Source organism: Nodosilinea sp. FACHB-131 (assembly GCF_014695395.1).
Lineage (GTDB): Bacteria > Cyanobacteriota > Cyanobacteriia > Phormidesmidales > Phormidesmidaceae > Nodosilinea.
Map to the genome: position 1 here is coordinate 137,154 of NZ_JACJOF010000021.1, position 22,855 is coordinate 160,008.

General features: G+C 47.5%; 21 protein-coding genes and 1 pseudogene. 3 read left to right on the forward strand and 19 right to left on the reverse strand.

Annotation, left to right across the window (positions count from 1 at the left end):
* Position 1 precedes the first annotated feature (1 nt).
* The 19 genes and pseudogenes from H6F75_RS13390 to H6F75_RS13480 all read right to left on the reverse strand — a co-directional run bounded on the left by H6F75_RS13390 (position 2) and on the right by H6F75_RS13480 (position 21,231).
* Complete coding sequence (locus H6F75_RS13390) at positions 2-670, reverse strand: NAD(P)H-dependent oxidoreductase (protein WP_190752972.1); 669 nt, start codon at positions 668-670, stop codon at positions 2-4.
* Positions 671-829: 159 nt separating this feature from the next.
* Complete coding sequence (locus H6F75_RS13395; RefSeq protein WP_190752973.1) at positions 830-1,411, reverse strand: nuclear transport factor 2 family protein; 582 nt, start codon at positions 1,409-1,411, stop codon at positions 830-832.
* Between the two features lie 111 nt (positions 1,412-1,522).
* Positions 1,523-1,705 carry an SDR family NAD(P)-dependent oxidoreductase gene (locus H6F75_RS13400; RefSeq protein WP_190752974.1) on the reverse strand — a complete coding sequence of 61 codons (183 nt, stop codon included), beginning with the start codon at positions 1,703-1,705 and terminating at the stop codon, positions 1,523-1,525.
* Positions 1,706-2,310: 605 nt separating this feature from the next.
* Complete coding sequence (locus tag H6F75_RS28485; RefSeq protein WP_277874261.1) at positions 2,311-2,433, reverse strand: hypothetical protein; 123 nt, start codon at positions 2,431-2,433, stop codon at positions 2,311-2,313.
* A gap of 239 nt (positions 2,434-2,672) precedes the next feature.
* Positions 2,673-3,317 (reverse strand): NADPH-dependent F420 reductase, encoded by a 645-nt coding sequence (locus H6F75_RS13410; RefSeq protein ID WP_190753001.1) that lies wholly within the window; start codon positions 3,315-3,317, stop codon positions 2,673-2,675.
* A 511-nt stretch (positions 3,318-3,828) separates the two neighbouring features.
* Positions 3,829-4,302, reverse strand: coding sequence for a lipocalin-like domain-containing protein (locus tag H6F75_RS13415; protein ID WP_190752975.1), 474 nt, complete (start codon positions 4,300-4,302; stop codon positions 3,829-3,831).
* Between the two features lie 30 nt (positions 4,303-4,332).
* Positions 4,333-5,196, reverse strand: a complete 864-nt coding sequence (locus H6F75_RS13420; protein WP_190752976.1) for a dioxygenase — start codon at positions 5,194-5,196, stop codon at positions 4,333-4,335.
* Positions 5,197-5,807: 611 nt separating this feature from the next.
* Positions 5,808-6,728 (reverse strand): NAD(P)/FAD-dependent oxidoreductase, encoded by a 921-nt coding sequence (locus H6F75_RS13425; RefSeq protein ID WP_190752977.1) that lies wholly within the window; start codon positions 6,726-6,728, stop codon positions 5,808-5,810.
* 188 nt (positions 6,729-6,916) lie between these two features.
* Positions 6,917-7,030: pseudogene (locus tag H6F75_RS28800) on the reverse strand (SDR family oxidoreductase); the annotation flags it as partial.
* 53 nt (positions 7,031-7,083) lie between these two features.
* The gene (locus H6F75_RS13435; RefSeq protein ID WP_190752978.1) at positions 7,084-8,106 is read right to left on the reverse strand and encodes an LLM class flavin-dependent oxidoreductase; all 1,023 of its coding nucleotides are present in this window, start codon (positions 8,104-8,106) and stop codon (positions 7,084-7,086) included.
* 113 nt (positions 8,107-8,219) lie between these two features.
* Positions 8,220-9,119, reverse strand: a complete 900-nt coding sequence (locus H6F75_RS13440; RefSeq protein WP_190752979.1) for a pirin family protein — start codon at positions 9,117-9,119, stop codon at positions 8,220-8,222.
* Between the two features lie 158 nt (positions 9,120-9,277).
* A complete protein-coding gene (locus H6F75_RS13445; protein WP_190752980.1) occupies positions 9,278-10,024 on the reverse strand; it encodes an SDR family oxidoreductase in 747 nt (248 codons plus the stop codon).
* Positions 10,025-10,075: 51 nt separating this feature from the next.
* Positions 10,076-11,059, reverse strand: coding sequence for a CPBP family intramembrane glutamic endopeptidase (locus H6F75_RS13450; RefSeq protein WP_190752981.1), 984 nt, complete (start codon positions 11,057-11,059; stop codon positions 10,076-10,078).
* A gap of 53 nt (positions 11,060-11,112) precedes the next feature.
* Positions 11,113-11,469, reverse strand: a complete 357-nt coding sequence (locus H6F75_RS13455) for an AraC family transcriptional regulator (RefSeq protein WP_190752982.1) — start codon at positions 11,467-11,469, stop codon at positions 11,113-11,115.
* Between the two features lie 118 nt (positions 11,470-11,587).
* On the reverse strand, positions 11,588-12,145 hold the full coding sequence (locus H6F75_RS13460) for a DsbA family protein (protein WP_190752983.1): 558 nt from the start codon (positions 12,143-12,145) through the stop codon (positions 11,588-11,590).
* A gap of 103 nt (positions 12,146-12,248) precedes the next feature.
* Entirely contained in the window at positions 12,249-12,902 is a 654-nt protein-coding gene (locus H6F75_RS13465; protein WP_190752984.1) for a GPP34 family phosphoprotein, read from the reverse strand.
* A gap of 234 nt (positions 12,903-13,136) precedes the next feature.
* Entirely contained in the window at positions 13,137-13,328 is a 192-nt protein-coding gene (locus H6F75_RS13470) for a peptidoglycan-binding protein (RefSeq protein WP_190752985.1), read from the reverse strand.
* Positions 13,329-13,509: 181 nt separating this feature from the next.
* Positions 13,510-14,139, reverse strand: coding sequence for a response regulator transcription factor (locus tag H6F75_RS13475; RefSeq protein ID WP_190752986.1), 630 nt, complete (start codon positions 14,137-14,139; stop codon positions 13,510-13,512).
* 12 nt (positions 14,140-14,151) lie between these two features.
* Positions 14,152-21,231: a PAS domain S-box protein gene (locus H6F75_RS13480; protein WP_190752987.1), complete on the reverse strand. Its 7,080-nt coding sequence runs from the start codon at positions 21,229-21,231 to the stop codon at positions 14,152-14,154.
* A 532-nt stretch (positions 21,232-21,763) separates the two neighbouring features.
* On the opposite strand from H6F75_RS13480, the gene H6F75_RS13485 reads away from it, so the two are divergent.
* Genes H6F75_RS13485 through H6F75_RS13495 form a run of 3 tightly spaced genes read left to right on the forward strand, consistent with a single transcriptional unit; the run spans position 21,764 to position 22,698 of the window.
* Positions 21,764-22,081: a hypothetical protein gene (locus tag H6F75_RS13485; protein ID WP_190753003.1), complete on the forward strand. Its 318-nt coding sequence runs from the start codon at positions 21,764-21,766 to the stop codon at positions 22,079-22,081.
* Positions 22,044-22,280, forward strand: a complete 237-nt coding sequence (locus tag H6F75_RS13490) for a UBP-type zinc finger domain-containing protein (protein ID WP_242019975.1) — start codon at positions 22,044-22,046, stop codon at positions 22,278-22,280. Before H6F75_RS13485 ends, H6F75_RS13490 begins: the two co-directional genes overlap by 38 nt.
* A 34-nt stretch (positions 22,281-22,314) precedes the next feature.
* The gene (locus tag H6F75_RS13495; RefSeq protein ID WP_190752989.1) at positions 22,315-22,698 is read left to right on the forward strand and encodes a DUF5996 family protein; all 384 of its coding nucleotides are present in this window, start codon (positions 22,315-22,317) and stop codon (positions 22,696-22,698) included.
* The last annotated feature ends 157 nt before the right edge of the window (positions 22,699-22,855 follow it).

Below are 22,855 nucleotides of genomic sequence, written 5' to 3' on the forward strand. Positions count from 1 at the left end.
ATCAATACTGACCTACGGCGATCGGCAACTCATGTTCAATGGTTCGCAATCGTTGCGAAAAATCATTCAAGATACGTTGACGAACTGCATCTGTTTGGCGAACGGGGGCATAAACAATCTGCGGCGCAAGAACGTCAAAACCAACGAATTGCAGCATCCCTCGCTGAATTGGGCGCAGAATAGCATGGATATCACCGTTAAAACCGCCTGCAAGATAGTCCTCTTCTGTGCTACCTGTGGTCAACGAGAGCATTGCTTGCTTACCTCGAAATCTGCCCGTTTCATAAATATGTCCATTACTGTAAACACGCCCCATAACAAAGACGCAATCGACCCACCCCTTCAAAATTGCAGGGACACTGAACCACCACAAAGGGAATTGCCAAATCATCAGATCGCACCATTCCAGTTTTTGGATCTCAGCTTCAATTTCTGGAATGAATCCTCCAACTTCATTTGCATACATCTCTTCAAGTTGCTGCTTAAAGTAGTCAGGATCTTTGACTGACATAAAGTTGCGGCGATCGGATATAGGGTCAAATCTCATAGTATGGAGATCTGAATATTGAACATCATGCCCAGAGTCTTTGAACGTGTCAATTGCTGTCTGAAACATTGCTCCGTTAAAGCTTTTCGACTCTGGGTGTGCAAGAACAATCAAAACTTTCATGTGAGTTATTTTGTTTTCTAAGTTTCTAAACTTTTGCTAGGGCTGGATAATTCAGATAGCCTTTTTCACCACGGGTATAGAACGTGGCTGGATCAGGCGAGTTGCGATCCTGGTTGCAAAATGGCGGGTTTAGGTATTGATATTTGCTGGCTCCTATACTTAGTCGCGCTCGATTAGTGTGTTTGAAGGTAAGTTGGGATCGATCACCTTACGCGCACTGTCAACGCCCACGACGGGAAGTGTACTCGGATCGAGCAAGCCGACTTGAACCAATACACTTGCCTGATCCCAGTAAATGTGTTGGTGGGCTAACTTGCCGTCACGAAAACGAATAATCGCTATTACTGGCACTTCCACACGTTTTCCGGTGGGAGCAACGCCGGGTAATATCCATTCCATCCAAACAGTATGAGTGAACTTAACCACCATTTCATCCACGAGTTGATCCGTCCCGATCGTGCGCGAGATTGGGGTCAGCTCCATGTCCGGCGGCATCTGTGGAATGAGGTATTTGGAATAAAACTCGCGTAGTGCTGGTTTCCCAACTCCCCCAATCATTACCGGGATGTGGTTAACGTAAGCATCTTCAACCATCGTAGCGAGGGCATCTTCAGTACTGTGAGTGCCAAACTCGTACTGTAAATGCTCTTCCCAAAGTGCTTGCAAAGACTCTTGGGCTGGTGTCAAATTGGTAGTTGCTTGTAAATTTGCTTGTCCGTCTACAGTTGGCTCTTTGACCATGATTAAATACTCCTGGTTCTATTTATATAAAGTGTCTTAAGTTCCAATGCTTGAATGCTTTCAGATTCCTAAAATGATTTGTCAGATTCTTGTGGTGTTAGTGAACTTGTTTCAATGGACGTATAAGCATTCAGCGCCTGTTTCGCAAATTAGTTTGGCGGTTTTTTCACCTTCTGCGTCGCGTCTACCGGAGAACACGACTTTTGCTTCAGCAGCGCCGAGCACGATCGCCGTTGCTCCGCCAATTCCCGATGTGCCGCCTGTAACTAACGCCACTTTATTTTGCAGTATCATTCTGTTTCTCCTATTTCAATCAAGATTGATCTTCAGCACAAAATCAAACTCCGATCCGTTTAGCAATTACTTGAACTGACAGAACTGGTAGTCAAGTAGTACCAGGATGCTATCTTCTGGACGAAGCAGTTCTTCTAAGCCAATTTCTGAATTTTCAGACACAGCTATAGGTTTCCTTGTAGAGATAGATGGTTTCAGAATTTTCTTGGCTGATAGTAACGTAAGGCAATGGAAGCTCCCGCGAATGCTGCTTCAGATTCTTGCCTAACTTAACTTCAATGTATGATTTCCAAGACTCGATTTCTTTCAGATTCTTAGGATAAATTTTCAGATTCTTATGGTGCTGGCGAATTTGCTTGGAGGTCTTTCTCGTGAATCACTTGAAGTGCTGCGTCAAATGGCTTTAGCTGGAGAAGCCCGCTTGTAGAACAATGTCTGCGCTAAGCAAAGCTATCCCGGAGAGTTATTGCTAAAATCCGCCACTTCTTCGGGACTGCCGACCAGTAACGCGCCGGTCGCGCCGCGCTGTGCATCAAAAGCGGCGCGCGGTACTCATGGCCTCAGAACTCCGCGCCGCTCATGGCGGCCATGAACGCCATCGGGTTCTAGTATTCACGGTAGTTGACGATCAATCCATTCTTGAAAGTCATAAACGTGGCGTAGCTCATTTCATAGGGGTTGCCGTTGCTGATCACCCGGCCTGAGACGCTCCACTCGGCAATGGCCATGTTGGGGTCGTCGGTGGCGTTGATCTTTAGCGTGGGAGTAATTTAAATGTCATGGTTCAGTCCGGTTGTGTTGCTGTCGCTAATCGGGTGCTCCGCTCAAGCCACCCATGCGGGTATTCATCCCATAGGGACCAACGCCCAGCGGCTTCACAGGCGTGAAACCCGATGCGCGCTTATGGCCCGCAGCTAGGACCGACGCGATGAAGTTTCGATGCTCGTCGGAGACTTCTTCTGCGCGATCAGATCTTGATGAAGTTGTGCGCAGCCAATGAACCAAACGGCAAAGACGCAATCGTGCCGCCAGCTTCCAGAGTGCCTAGATCCACAGGGAAGAAGCCCGTGCCGTCAATGATTTTTCGCACTTGGGTTTTGGCATCGGCATCGTCACCTGAGTAGAACAGCACCCGCTGTCCACCAGACACTTTAGGCTCCTGCAATAGGTCCACCTCTAGATGATTAAAGGCTTTCACTACGCGTGCACCCGGTATGTATTGCTTGAACACCTCGCTGGAGGATTTGCCGCCTAGATCAACAGCCCTGATACCGTAGGCTGCCAGCGGATTGCTGGGGTCTTTGGCATCAGGTGAATCGGGGTCGAGGAATTCGACTGGGTTGGTGCTGTCAATGACGATGCGACCATTCCATGCAGGCAGGATACTGAATACCTTCTCTGCATCGACCCAGCGCACAGCCGCAATGACGATGTCGGCACTAGCGGCTTCGGCAACAGTGCCGGCCTTTATGGAGGGGCCCACTTCGGCCACAAAGTCAGCCAGCGATTCCGGTCCGCGCCTGTTGGCTATGGTGGCTGCGATGCCATTTTTTGCCAACAGGCGCGCCAGGTTTGAGCCGAGGGCTCCTGAACCAATAATTCCGATACTCATATCGATGTTTGCAGAGTTTTCTTGACCAAGGGTAATGTCAGACATGAGAGGTTTTTCCGTTGTAAATTGATGGTGTGTTTTTGTCTGTTGCATCACAATTGCTATGCAGCAATCGAGCACCGTCTTAACAATGCTGCGTTAAACAGGCTTCAAGATGGAGCAAGCATCCATTGCCTACCGTCACTTCAGAACGACAAGAATTTTTCATTGTTGCCTGAGCGCGATCGCCGCGTTTGCCGCCTCTAAGATGGCTTTGATTCTGCTTCGGTAGCCAGCGCGGCACGCACACCAGCATCGAGATTCATGGGGTCTACAAATCGTGACAAGTTCTCAAAGCCTTGTAGTCCGACCTGAGTGTTGATCGCCCAACGCAGAATGACGAACAGGTAGGGAGCGGCAATCGATCATTCGCCAGTGAGCCAGTTCATCTGTCGAGATAACCGAGGATAGCGACGTTTTCAGTGAGTGAAACGTGATCGTACTTGCCTCTACTTCTTTATCGACAACAAACTCACCTTGCTATAATGCGTTCCCACAGCAGCTCAAAAACCGCTTCAACACCATCACTCAAGACTGGCGGTGTCACGAGCGTTAGTCGGCTCTCATTAAGAGTAAAGGTGCGAACTAACGTTGTACCAACGCGATTAGGAATTGATGCAATTTTGATCTGGTGAGTTACTGTGTTGCCACTCAACGTATAAGTTCCAGCGTAAGCATTGAATGTTGTAAATGCTTGAGCAAGCTCTTCCACGGGTAAAGATTGCATCTGGGGAGTCAGCGGTGAGCTGACCTCCTGACTCAGCGGTGAGCGATCGCTCCTAGAAAACATCACCATCATGTGACCATCTGATGTGTAAGTGATGTAGCCAACCGGATGAGTTCCATACACGTCTGGAGTCACCGTTCCATCAGCGTAAATGGCAGTTGCAGAAATTAACTTCCAAATGCCAATTAGCAGATTGTTCTCAATTGATGGTGTAGACATAATGGGCAACCATTGCTTGATGATTCTCCGCTAGAGAGTAACGGGTTTCAATACAAAATCAAACTCAGTCGTGTAAAACGGTTTACTTTGATTGTGTGCCTTGAGTTCGTCTAGTGCTTCGTGCTTTTGCAATTGAACGATCGCGGATCGCACGGCAAAGGTTGTATCTGAATCCAGGTGAGGATCGCCAGCAATAAAAATTTGTGTTGTCAGTGGAGTGTACTCCGGAGCACTGATTTTGAAATGGATGTGAGCCGGCCGCCAGGGATGCCGTCCCAAGAGTCCCAGCAACTCGCCACATGGACCACTGCTTGGCACTTTGTAACCTAGTGGCACGACGGTTTCAAACCTATACTTTCCACTCTTGTTCGTTTTGAAACGTCCGCGAAAATTCCCCGACGGCTGAGATGGCTCTTGACCATCATATAATCCTTTGGAATTGGGTTGCCAAACATCAATCAGAGCATTGGCGATCGGTTGACCGTTCAAATCTAAAACCCTGCCTGACAGGAAAAGCGAATCTCCTTCTGTATCAATACCCAAGCGATCGCCCATCTGCCGTTCTGGTGCATTCGGCACATACAAGGGTCCTTCTAAATTGCTCTCTGTGCCGCGATGGGCATCGTCCAGCAGTTCTACCAACTCTGAGATCCCGAGTAGATCCGTCAACAAATGGATCTCTCCCGTGGGAATCTCTTGAGTGTGATGACTTGCCTGGTTGAGAAAATTACGTCCCTGCTGCAACTCTGATTCTGTCAGATTCACCTCACGCACAAAGTCATGCAAATGTGGAACCAATCTCGTGTAAATATCATAGAGTCGCGGGTTAGATTTGCCGCGATCGCCATGATCAATAACGGCTTCAGTGATAGTGTCAAGTGTGATGCTCTGCACAATCAAACTCCTTTTTAGTTACGTGATTAATGATGGCTGTTTTACGGCGACTATCTTGACTTATAGTTTGTGTCCTAATATAATTGTCTACAGCTATAGTTTGGTGACTTGATACTTTCAAGACTCATCCTGACGATTTCGCGCGGCATCCAATCCATTCAAGAACGATGAGATCAGCCAGCGAACAGGCACCGGGCATATGATAGAGTTTCATGGAATGTCCATTATCGCGAAGAATGCGTTTTTGCTTCCTATCTACTGTCTTATAGTCTGAGCGTAATGATTCCTAATGCTCTGTTTCTTTCAGATTCTTAGGATGTTTTGTCAGATTCTTGTGCAATCACCTTCAAGACACAGCGTTGATCCGCGCGTTCCTCGACAGAACGCGCGGATCAACGTTGCCACCTCCTCTGGATGAGTCTCCAGCGCGAAGTGTCCAGCGTCGAGCAGCAAGGGTGGTAAGGTAAGAACAAAAAACCACAAAGATTGCATCATTAGATCGCTCTATAGACTTGACATATAATTAACACGCATGACTTTCCCTACTCTCTTGGTCTATGAAACTAGACCAGCCACGATGCTTGTTGTGATGAAGATTGAATTACCCTGATTTAGACGAAATCTTCCATAATTAGAGAGTGATTTAAGCCGTTGGCAGCAATGCTACCCTGAAAAACAGCAGCAACGATCACTTGCATGGGTGAAGTGATGTCACCTGCCGCATAAACACCTTTGACGCTAGTTTCGTTAAAAACATTGGTCGTCTTGATTAAATTGAATTCATTCAACTCACAACCTAACTTTTCAGCTAGGTTTGAACGGAGCGTTTGCTTTAGTCGGATTAGTATTCCACGACGCGCAATTTTCTCATTTGTCTCAAAAACGATGTTTTCCAATTGTCCGTTATCGCCTTCGAGTCGGATGATTTTCTCTTCGCGGACAAGGATTTTGTGATTTTCCAACAGTGTCCTTTGATCAGCGGTTAGATCAGCTTTGCCGTTGGTGCAGAGGACTAGATCAGCACTCCAATTTTTCAGCAATGCCGCCATTTCAATGCCCGTTTCGCCATTTCCAACAATGGCAAGCGGCTCGTCGCGCACTTCCCAGGCATGGCAATAGGGACAATGAAACACGCTTTTGCCCCAGAAATCACCAAAGTTTTCGAGAGCTGGAAATTCGTCCATTACCCCGAAAGCCAGCAAAACTTTGCGCGTTTTTTTTATCGTGCCATCCTCAAACACAACTTCAAACTGATTGCCGGATAGGTTGATTTCCTTGACCCCGATCGCTTGAAATTCAACGTTTTTATAAGGTTTGAGTTGGTCGCGCCCTATGCTCAAAAGTTCATGTGGACTTATGCCATCGCGGGTGAAAAAGCTGTGCGACTCGTGTGCGGGAGCGTTACGCGGATTCCCTTTGTCGCAGACTAACACTCGACGGCGACTTCTGCCTAAAAGCAGGGCCGCACTGAGTCCAGCGGAACCGCCACCAACAATGACACACTCGTAAATCTCTTTGTTTTGGTTCATCATCTTTTTCTATTCTCCAACTTTGGATATAATCATCAGCTCCTAAGTTCTCTTTGTCTTAGTTCACTTGAGTGTAGTCAGTTCGAACACTCAACTTCTTGCAGATTCCTATGGAATTAGCGAGCCGATTTCAGTGTTGCTTTAGTGAGTCGCTTAAAGTGCTGTATCAAACATTTCGCACTATCGAGCGACTACTGCGCTACATACCCACCATCTACCATCAACGTTTCACCTGTTACGAACGATGCCATGTCAGATGATAAAAACAGGGCTGAACTTACAACTTTAAGCGGTGTTCCAACTCGCCTCTCTGTCTTGTTACCCTAACGGAACTTAAGTTGAACCATGCCCGCATATTTTAATTGTTTAAGAGTGGCGACATTTGCGTTCCAATCAGTTCAATGGAGCGCATCAGTTGGGCGTGGTTCATCTGCGCGTTATCCATTTGAAACGTTATTCGTGAAATGCCGCCGAGCGATTCGCTGTGACGGCGGATTTTCTCCGCGACTTCTTCGGGACTGCCGACCAGTAACGCGCCGGTCGCGCTGCGCTGCGCGTCAAAAGCGGCGCGCGTAACAGGCGGCCAGCCTCTCTCTCTGCCGATTCTAGTAAAGGTTTCGGCGTAGCCCGGAAAAAATTCTTCAACGGCTTGCTCGGTCGTTTCGGCGACATAACCGATTGAATGCAATGAAACTTTCAACGTTTCGGGCGCGTGTCCGGCGTACTCTCCGGCATCGCGGTATAAATCCATGAGCGAGCGAAAGCGATGCGTTTCGCCGCCGATAATGGCGACAACGAGCGGCAGTCCAAGCATTCCGGCGCGGCGGAAAGATTGCGGTGTACCGCCGACCCCGAGCCAGATGGGAAACGGCTTTTGCAGCGGACGCGGATAAATTGCTTGGTTTTCCAGCGCGGGGCGAAATTTGCCCGACCAATCGACCGTTTCGTTGTCCCGAATTTTGAGCAAGAGTTCGAGCTTCTCAGCGAAAATCTCGTCGTAATCGCCAAGACTAAATCCAAATAGCGGAAAGGCTTCGGTGAACGAGCCGCGCCCAACAACCATTTCGGCGCGACCTTTTGAAATCAAATCGAGCGTAGCGAATTGTTGAAACACACGCACTGGGTCAGCCGCGCTCAGCACTGTAACCGCGCTGGTTAAACGGATGCGCTTGGTGCGTGCGGCGGCAGCGGCGAGAATAACCGCGTTTGCCGAATCTAAAAATTCATGCCGATGATGCTCGCCAATACCGAAGATATCCAAGCCGGAACGGTCCGCCTGCTCTATTCTCTCCAGCAGTTCGGCGACAGACTGCGCGGCATCCGCGGTTTCACCATTCTCACTCGTTCCAACCGAGGCAAAACTGTCAATTCCGACTTCCATATCATTTCCCAAGCGTTTTGCGAATGAAATAGTCTTAATCCGAAATAGTAGAAAGCCTTGCTGTACGAGCTAAGCTGCTGTTCTCTCGCTCAGCAAAAACGCTTAAACCATCATCAACTCAGAGGGGTCACGCTACTATCGTGATCCGAATTATCAGGGAGCGGAATGAATTCAGTTTCACCGGGAACCGCCGGGAAGCGGCGGTCTTGCCAATCTTGCTTTGCCTGATCGATACGCGCTGAGCGGCTCGACACAAAGTTCCAGTACTTTGTGCGATCGCCCACTGGTGCCCCACCGATAATCATTGCTTTTGCCTCAGCCCCCGCACTGATATTTACTGATTCATCCGGTGTTAAAACGGCTAGACGATATGGCTCTAACGGCTTTCCATTTACGAATAGGCCGGATGTGACGCTATAAATTGCCCTTTCTAAACCTTCTATTGGCGATAGCTGAAATTGACTACCCTCCGTGAAAACGAGCGCTAGGTAAAGAGTAGCAGAGTAGGTTTTAACGGGTGATTGGTGAGACTGGTAGCTACCGGCGATCAAAGTCGCGCTGGTGCCTGTTTGAATCCACCTCGGCAAATCAGTCGCCGGATAATGTGAAAAGCTGGGTTCAACTTCTTCAGCGCTTTCGGGGAGGGCAATCCAGGTCTGAATGCCATGAAGAGTAGATTCTTTCTCTCTAAAGCTCTCGGGCGATCGTTCAGAATGAACAATACCTTTGCCCGCAGTCATCCAGTTCACCTCGCCCGGAAAAATCTCTTGTACTGTACCTAGACTATCTCTATGCAGAAGGCTTCCTTCAAACAAATAGGTAACCGTCGCTAGATTGATGTGTGGATGCGGTCTAACATCGACGCCTTTTTCAGGCGGGAAAATAGATGGGCCTAAGCGATCAAAGAAGATGAAGGGGCCAACCATTTTTAGGGTTTCACTCGGTAAGATTCGCTGTACGCTAAACCCACCTAGGTCGTGCTTTTCAGGCGTAATTAATTGCTGAATACTCATTTTCGTACGATCCATTCTTAGTTGACGTTGTGGACGAAGATACAATCTTAGTTCTGTTTCATAGGTTAGCAAGAAAAGATTGGCAACTTGCTCAACAAAACAGTCAAAAACTAGCCATCGCACATTCAATTACTGCAATATTTTGCATTGCCGATCGACTACTGCGCTACATACCCACCATCTACCATCAACGTTTCACCTGTTGTGAACGATGCCAGGTCAGATGATAAAAACAGGACTGCATTTGCAACTTCAATCGGTGTTCCAACTCGTCCGATCGGGTGAAGTCCTGTCAAGTAAGCTTTGGCTTCATCTGTAACTGCTTCAAACATATCTGTTTGGATTGCCCCTGGTGCAACGACATTGATGCGAATCCCCGCTTTGGCATATTGGAGTGCAGCCGCTTTTGTTAAGCCTACTACCGCATGTTTACTCGCGGTGTAGAGGAGTATGTTAGGAAGTGCAACGACTCCAACCACAGATGCCATATTAACGATAGAACCACTTCCCTGTTTCAACATCTGAGCGATTTCAGATTTCATCGACAACCAAACACCTTTGACATTGACGTTCATAGTGCGGTCGTATTCCGCTTCTGTTTGCTCAATCAGTGAAGGGTTTTCGCCGCCCATTCCTGCGTTATTAAAGGCAATATCCAACCAACCAAAAACGTCAACCGTTTTATTAACCATTGCTTTAACATCGGTTTCTTTCGTAACATCTGCCTGCACAAAAATCGCCTCTCCGCCAGCTTCCTTGATCAATCGAACCGTTTTTTCACCTTCATCAATCCGACGACCTACCACCACTACCTTTGCTTGTTGTTGGGCATAAGCGATCGCCGTTGCACGACCAATTCCTGAAGTTCCGCCTGTAACTAACGCCACTTTATCTTGCAATATCATTTTGTTTCTCCTGTTGTAATTAAATTGACCTTCAGCAACGAACTGACGGGATCACCGACGACCAATCCGATCGCTCAGGAAAACGGGTTCGGATACCTTGTCGTGTTTGAACACCTTGTAAGCGATCGCCAGGAATATGGGGACTATCACCAGCATCGATAGCGCATGGAAGGTTGCGTAGTACTGGCTGACTGTGAACAGAGCTGGCGTGGTCACGACGGTTCCGACGGCGTTAACCACGAGAAAGCCGAAGATGTTATTGGCGAAGTGTGCGCCGATGGCGAGTTCGGTCGTTCCGTCCACCAGCGAGACAACCGCCAACACCAGCCCCCCACCAACGAAGTAGTATAAAAAGATCGTGAGCCAGCCACCCGCGATCGCCTCCGGGTTCAAGAGGTGCGGCACGGCGAAGACAACCGTCGATACAAGCGCCAGAAAGATGCGGTTGGCCCAGATCGTGCTTGCGCCCTGGACGATGTATCCGCGAAAGAATAACTCCTCGGTGGTGGTCTGGAGCGCGGTGAGAACCAGCGCCAACGGCACAAAGAGCGCGAACGTCGCGAGATTCGCGGTGAACGAGAAGTTGTCAGGATAGAAGAGGTACTGTCCCAACCCCTCTACCAGACCTAGCGGGACGAACCACGCCACGAACCCCTGGCCGATGCGGCTCCAGCGTATTCGCTCCCGCGCCGTAATGAGCGTCCGGGGGTAGCGGCGGTGGATGAGGGACACGGCAATGAGGATTCCCGCAAGGAAAAATGGGAAACCTGCCATGATCACCAGGAAGCCCCCTACGGAACCGATCGCGGAGAAATCCTGCTGTGTGTACGCCGCAAGTCCCTCCTGTCCAGCGATCGCGATCGCGACCAGTGCGCTAGCGACCGTCCCGACAACCAGCTGCGCAACGAGGATGACTACTAATCCCAAAACATACCGCCACCCCCGATATTTACCCCACCGGGCAGCCTCCACGTAAGTCGTGTCTTTCACTTCCGTTCCGATTCCCTGATGTCCTTTGATTGCTTTGATCCTCATCTTTGTCTCCTTGACTCGTGCATGTATGTATTCGTGTATGTAGTGCTTGGAAGTTAGCGAATCTGTTTTGGGGTCATTCCAGTCAGGCGCTTAAATTGTTGTGTCAGATGGCTTTGGCTGGAGAAGCCGACTTGTAGAGCGATGTCGGAGATTGCAAAATCCGTTTTCTTCAACATTACTTTTGCTCGTTCCACGCGCTGTTTAATCACGTACTGATGGGGCGAAATCCCCATTGCTTGCTTAAACAAACTCGCAAAATAAGTCGAACTAACGTTGATCACTTCTGCGAGTTCAGCCAGTGACAATTCTCGATCGAGGTGAGCCTGAATATAATCAAGTACTTGCTGCAATCGAGTGTGCGTTAAGCCTTTGTAATTGGCTTCAATGGTTGACGTTGTAGTTGTTAGCATGGTTCAAAAATTGGCAATTTGTTCAATAAAACAGGCAAAACCTAGCGATCGAACGCGCGATCGCTGACTAGTACTAACCAACAAGTCAGATGTGAATTGGGAGTAGGGATCGGGGAACTTACTGACTTGCAGCAATCATGGCTGCCATCAACTCCGTCGTATTCCAGTGCCCGATATACCGAATTCCATTGATAAATAGGGCTGGGGCAGTCGTTACTCCGCTCTGTATTCCACCTTCAATGTCTTCATTGATGCGATCGACATGCACTTGTTTAGATAACTCTCTGAGAAATTGAGGAACGTCAAGCCCTAAATCATTGGCGTATTCGACAAGATAACCGTTCTCCAACCTTCGTTGATGGTCAAATAAAGTATCGCTCATTAACCAAAACTTTCCTTGGGCGGCGGCGGCAACGGCGACTTGGGCTGCCCGTTGAGCATGGAGATGAATCTGTGCTTGTGGAAAATGACGGAGGATGAAGCATAAATAATCTTCTCCAAAAGTAGCACTAAGCTCTCGTTTGATCCCTTTAATTAGCTTGTAAACGTCCGCACTTCTAGGGTCTTGATAGTCTCCATACATCACCAGCACGACCTTTGCACTCAGCACACCTTGCATCCAATCTTGGGTTGAAGGGGGTACAAGTAAGGGACCGTGACTACGATCATCGTTCATTTTTCTACGTTTACATCAAGCAAAAACACTCTGAACAGTTCTGACAGAAAAGCTTTCCTGTCAAAAATTTCCGAGCTATTGTTCTATACAACTCCTAACGATTTCATCCCCCATTGATTGCACTCAGAGTCGTGGCTGCTTGAACGGTTAAAATTGCCTTTGAAACTGCTTCACCGATCAGCTCCCCTTCTGCGATCGCCTTAATTCGCGATCGCGCTTCAGGACGTTCTTCAGGTCTGAACACCGCATCGGTCAGGTGAGAGGCTTGCATCAAACTAACCAATGCTGCCATCCGAGAATCCAGTCCAATGCCTTCTAACACGGCTGCACGAACTTGCTGGACAACCTCGCGTTGAATAGATTCATCGGTTAGAAAATATCGCTGCGTTGGGAACAGCCCAAGAATGCGTTGCTCTTGTCGTTCTAAAACACCTAAATCAACTAAGTTCTGCAACACAATTGTTTGAATTTCTAGGTATCTTCGTCTCCAACGAGTCACCCAGAACCTTGCAGTTCGAGGACGAGACGATGCTAGAACCTCACTGAGGCGTTGATCTAAGAATTCATTGCCTGTGTTGCCTGCGATCGCACCGATCACACGATTGTCGTTGTCGATCTCAAGTTTGCCTTGTAGTACTAAGTCTAGTAACAAAGAACCAACCAAGCCATAGTCGAGTGCAGAGTACCAAGAGAAGCGAGTTTTCCCAGTTTGGGTATTGAGTGCAATAAGAATTAAGTCCTGTGAAAGATATTGCATAATGAATTCCTTATTGAGGTATGCTGCGATTCCTTCGAAACTACGTCTCGGTGCTGACCGCAAGTTTGCTACCGAAAGGTAAAGATCTTAAGCGGCTTCTGTCCGTGTGCCTGTGCAATCAAGAAAGGGAGAGCAGTCAGACAGACCATTGAAGCAGGGAACCTGGCAATAAAAGCTGAGAAGAACCCTATGACTCAGGGCATTCGCAGCGTCTTGAGATCAGGGATTGCTGCGTTATCGAAGGTTTCGCCAGCGACGAGAAAATTTCTCAAACTGAACCACTGCGACTCGCGTCGCACCGCTAAAGACTCCATCGACTGTAATGTTGATTTCATTCGCATTGAGCAATTGTTGTAGCTCATTAACAGCAGCACCGGAATCGCCTTGGCGTAGTGTTGGGTCTGTATCGGTGAAAGTAGAGGTCATAGATTTATCTCCTGACCGCATGACTGTTTGTATAAGTTCAATATTAGGTGGCCGCTCTCAAGCTGTCGCCTACAGGAAGTTAAATTTTTTACAGTGCAAATTGATAGAGTAATCACGCCATCGCAGAGTAGAAGGCTGGCTCTAACTTAAGTTAGAATCCGAACTTGATCGAAAGTACATCTTACAAACTGACAATGCCGCGCTTAACGGCAACAATCACAGCCTGGGTGCGATCGCTCACATCTAGCTTATTCAAAATCCGATTGACATGGGATTTAACAGTACCTTCACCAATGCTCAAAGCAGCCGCAATATCAGCGTTACTCATTCCCTGTGCCAGTGAGCGAAGTACCGCCAGTTCTCGTTCACTCAGTTCTGGATTGCTGAGGCGCTGTGCCAGTTTTGCTCCTACATCGGGCGGAATATACTGCTGACCTCGATGAACGGTACGAATAGCATTCAGAAGCTCGTCAGGTTCAGTTTCTTTCAATAGGTATCCTTTTGCACCTGCCTGCAATCCCCGGTAAATATCTTCATCGCTATCATACGTGGTCAGTACAATAATCCGAGCCGATTTAGCAGCAGCACAAATTGCACCGATGGCGGCAACTCCTTCTACTTCAGGCATGCGGAGATCCATAAGTGTGATATCCGGTTGGTGTTCCCCAAATAGAGCGATCGCCTGTTCCCCATTTTCGGCTTGAGCAATCACCTGCATATCTGGGTCATGGTTAATAATTGTGGCTAATCCTTGCCGAAAAATGGCATGATCGTCTGCAATCAAAACTCGAATGGTCGTGGCTTGGCTCATTGTGATGCTCACTCAAGGGTTGACGGTGACGATGATCTCTGTCCCCTGTCCAGGTTGACTCCGAATCGTGAGTTGTGCACCAATGCGTTCTGCCCGTTCGCTCATGCCGAGTAAGCCAAAACCCTCAGAGGCTGGAATATTCCCGACTCCAAAGCCCTGCCCATTGTCTTGCACACGCAAGCAAACCTGGTCACGCTCGTAGATTAGCTCCACTCGAATTTCGTCAGCATTAGCGTGTCTAATCGCATTGGTTAATGCCTCTTGCCCCATCCGCAGTAGGTTACTCTCGACTTCAGTCGGTAGAGAATATACTGCACCCTCAATCTCATAATGTAGGGTGGTATCCATTGCGGCAGCTCTGATTTGAGCGACGAGACGATGTAGAGCGCTCTGTAAACTGCCCTCCTCCAAAAGCTGAGGACGGAGCGCGACAACCGATCGCCGCGCTTCAGTCAGTCCAGTTCGTGCCAATTCTTTGATCAGGTCTAGGTGTGCCTGAGTTGCGTCTACATCATCCGTTAGCACCTGTTTTGCCGCTCCCACCTGAGCCAGAATGCCTGTAAACGACTGAGCGAGTGTGTCGTGAATTTCGCGTGCCATACGGTTGCGCTCCTCTAAGATTGAGGCTTCTTCTGCTTGCTTCAGCGCCGTAATATCTCGGGCCAGCCAAATCACCTGATCGTGATCAATTGGGGCAATGCGAGCCGAAAACCAGGCTTCTCGTCCATTTAGAAACACGCTGTACTCGACCGTGAGGGTTTGCTGGGTTCTCAGCACCTGCTGAATATAACCTAGAAACTCATCGGCTTGTTCCTTTCCGATTTGATGCATGGTTTTACCAATCATCTCCTCATAGGGTTGCCACAGCAGATCTGGTTCCAGTACCATTATTTCAAGGAGTCGCCCTTCAGCAGACAGTACAAACAATGGATCGGGAATTGCCTCAACTAGAGTCCTTAGCTTTGTCTCTGATGTTTGTAGGGCTTCTTCTGCTTGTTTGCGATCGTTGATGTCAACGTGGGTTCCTAACATCCGCATGGGTTGACTTGATTCGTCCCAGGCAACAATTTTGCCAACAGAAAGAGTCCATTTCCACTGACCATCCTGGGTACGCTGGCGATACTCTGCTTGATAGCTAGGTATTTCTCCAGCAATGTAAGCACGGTAGTTTGCGACAACTGATTCTCTGTCATCAGGATGCAAACGAGCAATCCATTCGGAAATGGATTCGTGGAATGTTGCTGGATTGTAGCCCAGCATTAAAGCATATTCCGGGTTAACAATTCTTTCTTCAGTTTTTAAGTCAACATCGTAGAGTCCTTGGTTTGAAGCAGTTAATGCTAAGCGTAGTCGTTCTTCACTCGTTTGTAGAGCAGCTTCTGCTTGTTTGCGATCGCTAATATCCGCAGTCACCCCTTCGAGGTAGCCATCGTCTGCATTCAGATAAGCAGAGGAAAGTCCCCAAAACAATGTCCCATCTCGTTTTCGCAGCTGAGTTTCAAAATTTCGCACTTCCCCATCCCGCTTCATCACCTCAATGGCTTTTTGGCGATCGCTGGGATTTACAAAATAGTCGATGGTGTGTTCCAGCCCAATGATTTCTTCTGGTGAATCAAAGCCAAGCAGATTGGCATAGCATCGATTGGCATTGAGAATTAATCCATCCGAGAGGCGGGTTCGGTAGATACCAATCTGCGAGTTTTCAAAGATAGCTCGAAACTTGGCTTCACTGCGTTGTAATGCCTCTTCTGCTTGCCTACGCTGGGTGGTGTCGTTGCCCACCGATAAGATTTCAACGACCTCTCCCTGGTCATTGAAGATGGCTTGATTTGACCAAAAAACCCAAACTCGCCGACCGTCTCGACACAGGTGTTCACTCTCGCCTTTCGGGTACAATTGAGGATTACGAAGTAAATCGTGGACTATGGGTCTCACATCGCGTCCAGAGGTTTCGATGTCTGGAATGATGGTTTCAAATAAGGTTCGCCCTACAATCTGATGTTCTTCATAGCCAAGAAGTTTTACCCCATAATCGTTGATGTATCGAATTCGTCCTTGCGTGTCATAGCAAATGATGACGGAATTCGCGGTTTGTAGCAGGTTGCGGTAATTTGCTTCACTTTGTCGTAACGCAGCAGTTCGTTCCGCGACCTGTTGCTCTAAAGTGCAGTTGTAGTCGGCTAGGAGCTTCTCGGTTTGTTTGCGCTCTGTAATGTCCTGAAAGGTAGCGATCGCATGGGTGATGTTACCCTGTTGATCAAAAACTGGTGTTCCCCGCGCTTCAACTAGAATTGAAACATGATCTCGACGAATTTCTATATCTTCAGTTCTGATGCGTTCACCCTTTAATGCCCGCACATTAGGCAGGCTCTCCGGTGGATAAATTTGATCCGTTCCCGCTACATAAAGCTGATAAGCCTCTGAGATCTGCTCCGGTGCTATGGAAGTATCAGTTTCTTTGCCCAGGAGCTGATTGCTGCATTGGTTGGCATAGTAAGGGCAACCCGTCGCATCCACGATCGCAATTCCCACCGGAATTGCTTCAAGGAACTGGGTGATCTTGCTTTCCTTAGCCTGTAGTTCTGAGTAAAGGTTGGCATTTTCGATGGCGATCGCTGCTTGAGTCGATAATAGCTGCAAGACCTGCGATCGCTCTGGTGTAAATACTCCAGCTGCCAACCGATTTTCTAAATACAATACACCGACCAGCTTGGCTTGATTTAGCAGCGGCAAACAGAAAACAGATTGAGGCTGGTTCTGTTGAATGCATGGCTCATTAATAAAAGCACCTTCACGAGTCGCATCATTTAAGGTGACAGGCTTCAGAGTTCGAATCACGTATTGAATGATTGATTCTGGCAATTGATCGGCAATTGGAATAGACTGTAATACCTGAGTCGCACAAGCATTCTCATCGGCATTGAGTTCACAAGCCGCTTCAATCAACCATTCTCCTGAGTTTTCTAAAATTAAATATCCGGTTTGTGCGCCAGCATTCTCAATTAAAGTTTGCATCACTGATCGCAGCAATTGCTTCAGTTCGATTTCACGAGAAATCGCCTGTGAAGCTTTCATCACTGCTGCTAAATCGAAAGCAGTATGAAAGGGATTAGAGATAGTTTCAGCAGTAACAGGAATTGATGCAGAAGCAGAAGCAGCTCTAGAAGACTGAGAAAAGAACTGTGGATAGCGAGTTTCTAAGTCTTTAACTTTAGCGGTTGCGCCCCAGCGATCGTAGCAATAGTGCGCCTCTTTCATGTAGGTCTGAGCAATCTTTTCCCGACCTCGCGCTAGATAATGTTTTGCTGCTAATTCATAAGCTAATGCTTCTTCCTGGATATACTCATTTTCAGCAGCACCTGCGATCGCCCGTTCATAAAGCTCTTCAGCCTCAAAAAATTGCCCTGAGACTCGCGCTTTCTCTGCTTCGACTAAATAAAATTTATGTAAATAATTCATTGGGGCATGACTCGCCCACTTTTGCATCTTTTCTTGGTTGGAGCTAACACAACTTAGCCAAGCTGCTTTTTCAGAGTTTGAAGCATCAGGCGATAGGCTCAAAAGCGCCAGAGAATGATAGAAACAGAATATAGGTAGAACCGTTATTGCTGTCACATCTTCAAAATGTTGCCTTGCCAAAATAGCAGTCTGTTCAGCTTGATGGTGTTCTTCAAATAGATAACACAACATGACTTTGTGCAAATAGAGCATCTGGATTGCAGTTCCATCTTTAACTGCAATAGCGTGTGATAACGCCTGTTCTTCATTGCACACCCGACCAACTAAACGACTGGGACTCTCAGCCCTATCTTGCAAATTAAGAATGGTCTGCCACACTATTGCAATCCAAGTTGAGGGACTTTCTCGTCTAATTTGGTCAACCGCTTTGCTGTAAGTTGCTGTTTTTTGTTCCAGTTGGGTGAGTTCTTCTCCAGCAAAGAACGAGTAATAGCACACGCAATATTCAGCATAACCAGCAGCTTCAAAATCTCCAGTTTTCACTCCATTTTGATAGGCATCAGCCAGCATGGGTATTGTGTTCCTAAGATGCACCTTCCAGTGCATGATATGGACATTTGAAAACATTAAGGTTCTAGCATTTCCTCTGGTGTTCAGTCGTTCTGCCAAACTGAGAGCCAATTTACCGAACTCATAACCGAGTTCAATGTCTTGAACAACTCCACATAGAACAAACCCGTAGCCAGCGTAAAACAGTGATGACCAGACAGCATTCCCGTAGTTGATTGATAAATTTACCGTTTTGCAAGTAATCAGCATGAATAGTGCTGGTGACCTGATAAATGCAGCAGACCTCATACTCGCCAGGATAGACATAGCTGCCAGCGGTTCTAGTGCAGTCATCTCTGGTAAATTAATCAAGTCTTCGATTTCTCGTTCAGCGAGTAATACAGCCGTTGACTCCAATTCCTTTTGAATATCTGCCTGACTTGGATCTTCTATTAAATCTATTCCCAAGAGCTTTAACGCTTCCAATCCAGTCTTTAGTGCTTCTTTCAGGTTGCCCTGAGACAAATATGCTTGAATTCTGCTATCGTAAGCCTGCACTTTGTCAACCACTGTTTTGGCACGATCAAGTACCACTTCTACCAACTGTTCCATCTCATCAAAGCGACCCTGAAGATACGCCGCTTCTGCTGCTTCTGAATATAGCGCTAAGGTCAGGTCATACTCACTCTGCCAGCTCTCTGAATTGAGGAGTTTAAGCCCTGTAGTGAAATACTTAAAAGCTGCTTCATAAGCCGTTGCTGTTTTTGCTTTTTGACCTGCCATTAAATTCAATCTGGCAATTTCAGTTCGTTCTGAGCGAGTAGTGACTAGCTCAAGTCCTTGATTGAGATGATCGATGATTTCAAACAACCGCTCGGATCGTTGCTCTGGAGAAGTTTTTTCGAGCAAATTGCGACCGATTTGGAGATGAACAACCTGTTTCTGTAATTTATCAATCAAAGCATAAGCCGCTTGCTGAACGCGGTCGTGCAGAAACTTATACTCTTGAACTAACAAATCTTCGTCCAAGTCAGACAAAGGTTGAATTAATTCAGCTTGTATGGCTGCTAGTAGATCCTGAAAAATTGCTTTCGGTGATTTTTCGCAAACGATCGCCAATGTCTCTAAATCAAATTCAGCCCCGATACAAGCGGCGATGGAGAGAATTTTCTGTGTCGCTTCCGACAATTTCTGCAGCTGACGCAGCAGTAACTCCACCACATTATCCGTGAGATCTTGAGCTTCAATCTCAGTTAAGTTCCATTGCCAACTCAACTGTTGGGCATCAAAGGTTAACAGGTTTTCGCCATACAGCAGCTTCAAAAATTCACCAACAAAGAAAGGGTTGCCCTCGGTTTTGCACAACACGACTTGGGCTAAGGAACGAACGGTATCAGGATTGTGATGTAATGTCTCAGCTATCAGTTGAGTTAACGGTTCCAGGGTTAAGGGGGTCAGGGTGATTTCCTGAAGTACTGCTCCCTGGTTTCGCAGGCTCTCTAGTGTTAAAACCAACGGATGCGTTGGAGTCAGTTCGTTATCTCGGTAGGCTCCGATCAAAAACAGATACTGGATTTGCTCATCAAGTAAGATGAGTTCAATTAGCTTCAAAGTCGCAGAATCAATCCACTGTAGATCGTCTAAAAAAATGACTAGGGGATGCTCTTTTGCACAAAACGCCCGCACAAATCTTTGAAACGTGAGATTGAAGCGATTCTGTGCTTCTGTTGCTCCAACTTTGGGCACAGGTGGCTGCTTGCCAATGATTAACTCAACTTCAGGGATGACATCTACGATAATTTGTCCGTTGCTGCCCAGAGCAGTGAGCAGGCGCGATCGCCACACTTCCACCTGTTCATCCGGTTCGCTCAAGAGTTGCTGCACTAACTTTTGCAAGGCATTCACAATGGCGCTGTAGGGAATGTTGCGCCCAAATTGGTCAAATTTGCCAGAGATGAAATAGCCTTGGTTTGCTGTGACCGGTTTATGGAGTTCCTGCACCAATGCCGTTTTGCCGATGCCAGCATAACCGGAAACCAGCATCATTTCACGATGCGGTGGTAGGGTAATGTCTTCTTCTGCTCCCCCACTTCCCCATACCCCTACTCCCTCATTCCCTGCCACTTTGTTGAACGCCGCCAATAATGCTGCAATCTTCGCTTCTCGCCCATACAGTTTTTGAGGAATGCGGAACTGCTCAGAAATATCTTGCAGACCCAATGGCATAGGTTCACTTAAACCCACTTCTGCCAATTGCTGGGCACAGCGTTCTAAATCTGCTTTGATGCCCCAAGCACTTTGATAGCGATCCTCCGCATTCTTTGCCATCAGTTTCAAGATAATATCTGAAACAGGTTGGGGAATCGTTGCGTTCAATTCATGCGGAGGAGTCAGCGGTCTGGCAATGTGGCAGTGAACTAGCTCCAAAAGATCTTTAGTGGGAAACGGCAATTGTCCCGTCAACATTTCGTAGAAGGTTGCACCCAGTGAATAAAAGTCGGTGCGATAGTCGAGCATCCGGTTCATTCGTCCGGTTTGCTCTGGCGACAAATAGGCGGGGGTTCCTTCTAAAAGATAAATACTTTTGAATGTGGGATTGGTGCGGCTGAAGCGAGTGGCGATGCCAAAATCAATGATTTTGACAACGCCAGTCCTCGGATTAAAGACAATGTTGCCAGGATTAATATCTTTATGGATAACATGAGCCGCATGGATTTTGCCTAAGGTATCAGTAATGGCGATCGCCATAGTCAAAAAAACCGACAGCGGCATGGGAGAGAAGTCTAATTGTTGCCGCCGCATCCAGCATTCTAAGGACTCTCCACCAAAGTCTTCCAAAAGCATAACCAGCGTGCGCTGGTAGTCTTGCTGGCTGTATGCTTTGATTACGCCTTCAATGTTGAGAAAGCGAGTAATTTCATATTCCTGCCTATAGCGAGTTAAATCCTGAGGAGAGGGATAATCCTGCTTGAGAACTTTGGCAATCACTGCACAGTTATCTTGCTCTCTGATGCCCCGATACACCAAAGAAGCTAAGCTCTCATAGATTTTGCTGTGGATGGTAATTCCAGGCAGGGTAATCATTGAATGCTCCCTCGATGAAGGACTGTCATCTGTTCCCCAAAGTATATCGCTTGCCAAACTTCAGAATATAAAGCTCCTTGTGTAGATCCTTCATATCCTGACTTGTGATTGCTCAACTCAGTAGCCAGTCAGACTGGTGTGAGGCAAGGGCATAGGAAACAGCCTGGAAGGCAGAGATACTCCCTCAGGGAACTGGGGCTTCAGATTCAGGATCTCTCACAGGCTGCCTCGGCATCGAGAGCCGTACTGTTGAGGCGTTGAGACGGCTAGGGTCTGTTGTCGTCGGTTCACGGCAATAGCCCGTAGTGACAGCCGCTTCATCTGGGGGCAAACAGGTCGTCGCCCCATCCAAGGGTGTAGGACATCACTACCGGATTTTGCATTCAGACATTGATGGTCGATCAATTGTATGAATGGACTTTCGATCAAATTCGGATTCTAACTTAAGTTAGAGCCAGCCTTCTACTCCGCGATGGCATGGTTAATCTACCAATTTGTACTGTAAAAAATTTAACTTGCTGTAGGCGACAGCTTGAAGGCGACCACCTATATTGATTTTGTGCAAACAGTCCTACAAATGGATCGATCAAGTAAATTGCACGATTCCATACTTAAAGGCATGAATATTCAAAGTGCAACTGGATTAATGCACGCTCAAGCAGCGACGTTGAAAGCATTAGGAGCGATCGCGCTGTGCAAAGCCAAACGCCTTAACTCAATGGCTGTATCCCATTTGATCAAGTACATCTCTTGCACATTCACAGGAATCCTTCATGTCGTGTCAACACCTGAACGAACTGACGCTAGAGACTATGATTTCAAAAGCCAATTACCCGGTATTTCGCTGTGAGGAATGTCTTCGAGTTGGCGATCGCTGGGTTCACTTGAGAATTTGTCAAACCTGCGGCAAAATGCTGTGCTGCGACTCCTCCAAAAATCAACACGCTCGCCACCATTACGAAGAAAGCGGACACGCGGTGATCAGTTCAGCGGAATTGGGAGAACAATGGCCGTGGTGCTTTGCCGATGAGCAACAGAAGAACTATTGATCACGCACTCCTTTTCTACTCGCAAGGAACCACGATGTCAAATCAGCCTGCCCCAATAGATATTTGGCCGAGTTTACCCCTAGACGCATGGCAAGAGACCTATGCCACCCTGCACATGTGGACTCAAATCATCGGCAAAATCCGATTTGCCCAAACTCCGTGGATTAATCATTCCTGGCATATTCCCCTCTATTTAACCGTTCGGGGACTGACCACTTCCACGATTCCCTATGGCAGCCGCATCTTTCAAATCGACTTTGATTTCATTGATCATGAGCTGCTGATTCAAACCAGTGAAGGGGCAAGACGGGCGATCGCACTCTACCCTCGCTCTGTTGCTAATTTTTATCAAAATGTGATGGAAACTCTGAGAGAATTAGACCTTCACATCACAATTAACACCAAACCAAATGGGTAGTACTAGAGAGGTAATGATGCGTTGTAGTGGTGAATAAAATTCCAGGTAGAACTCTAGAGGTAATGATGAATTTGTTAGGGTGATTAAGAAGCTACGCAACGATGCCTATGCTGCCCTGCCCTGACTGCACCTCCGAACGGACCGTCAAGAATGGCCA

What these genes read in the sequence shown, in the direction of transcription:
- H6F75_RS13390 (WP_190752972.1), bottom strand. Translation starts at nt 670, where the DNA reads ATGAAAGTTTTGATTGTTCTTGCACACCCAGAGTCGAAAAGCTTTAAC.
- H6F75_RS13395 (WP_190752973.1), bottom strand. Translation starts at nt 1,411, where the DNA reads ATGGTCAAAGAGCCAACTGTAGACGGACAAGCAAATTTACAAGCAACT.
- H6F75_RS13400 (WP_190752974.1), bottom strand. Translation starts at nt 1,705, where the DNA reads ATGATACTGCAAAATAAAGTGGCGTTAGTTACAGGCGGCACATCGGGA.
- H6F75_RS28485 (WP_277874261.1), bottom strand. Translation starts at nt 2,433, where the DNA reads ATGGCCATTGCCGAGTGGAGCGTCTCAGGCCGGGTGATCAGCAACGGC.
- H6F75_RS13410 (WP_190753001.1), bottom strand. Translation starts at nt 3,317, where the DNA reads ATGAGTATCGGAATTATTGGTTCAGGAGCCCTCGGCTCAAACCTGGCG.
- H6F75_RS13415 (WP_190752975.1), bottom strand. Translation starts at nt 4,302, where the DNA reads ATGTCTACACCATCAATTGAGAACAATCTGCTAATTGGCATTTGGAAG.
- H6F75_RS13425 (WP_190752977.1), bottom strand. Translation starts at nt 6,728, where the DNA reads ATGATGAACCAAAACAAAGAGATTTACGAGTGTGTCATTGTTGGTGGC.
- H6F75_RS13435 (WP_190752978.1), bottom strand. Translation starts at nt 8,106, where the DNA reads ATGGAAGTCGGAATTGACAGTTTTGCCTCGGTTGGAACGAGTGAGAAT.
- H6F75_RS13440 (WP_190752979.1), bottom strand. Translation starts at nt 9,119, where the DNA reads ATGAGTATTCAGCAATTAATTACGCCTGAAAAGCACGACCTAGGTGGG.
- H6F75_RS13445 (WP_190752980.1), bottom strand. Translation starts at nt 10,024, where the DNA reads ATGATATTGCAAGATAAAGTGGCGTTAGTTACAGGCGGAACTTCAGGA.
- H6F75_RS13450 (WP_190752981.1), bottom strand. Translation starts at nt 11,059, where the DNA reads ATGAGGATCAAAGCAATCAAAGGACATCAGGGAATCGGAACGGAAGTG.
- H6F75_RS13455 (WP_190752982.1), bottom strand. Translation starts at nt 11,469, where the DNA reads ATGCTAACAACTACAACGTCAACCATTGAAGCCAATTACAAAGGCTTA.
- H6F75_RS13460 (WP_190752983.1), bottom strand. Translation starts at nt 12,145, where the DNA reads ATGAACGATGATCGTAGTCACGGTCCCTTACTTGTACCCCCTTCAACC.
- H6F75_RS13465 (WP_190752984.1), bottom strand. Translation starts at nt 12,902, where the DNA reads ATGCAATATCTTTCACAGGACTTAATTCTTATTGCACTCAATACCCAA.
- H6F75_RS13470 (WP_190752985.1), bottom strand. Translation starts at nt 13,328, where the DNA reads ATGACCTCTACTTTCACCGATACAGACCCAACACTACGCCAAGGCGAT.
- H6F75_RS13475 (WP_190752986.1), bottom strand. Translation starts at nt 14,139, where the DNA reads ATGAGCCAAGCCACGACCATTCGAGTTTTGATTGCAGACGATCATGCC.
- H6F75_RS13480 (WP_190752987.1), bottom strand. Translation starts at nt 21,231, where the DNA reads ATGATTACCCTGCCTGGAATTACCATCCACAGCAAAATCTATGAGAGC.
- H6F75_RS13490 (WP_242019975.1), top strand. Translation starts at nt 22,044, where the DNA reads ATGATTTCAAAAGCCAATTACCCGGTATTTCGCTGTGAGGAATGTCTT.
- H6F75_RS13495 (WP_190752989.1), top strand. Translation starts at nt 22,315, where the DNA reads ATGTCAAATCAGCCTGCCCCAATAGATATTTGGCCGAGTTTACCCCTA.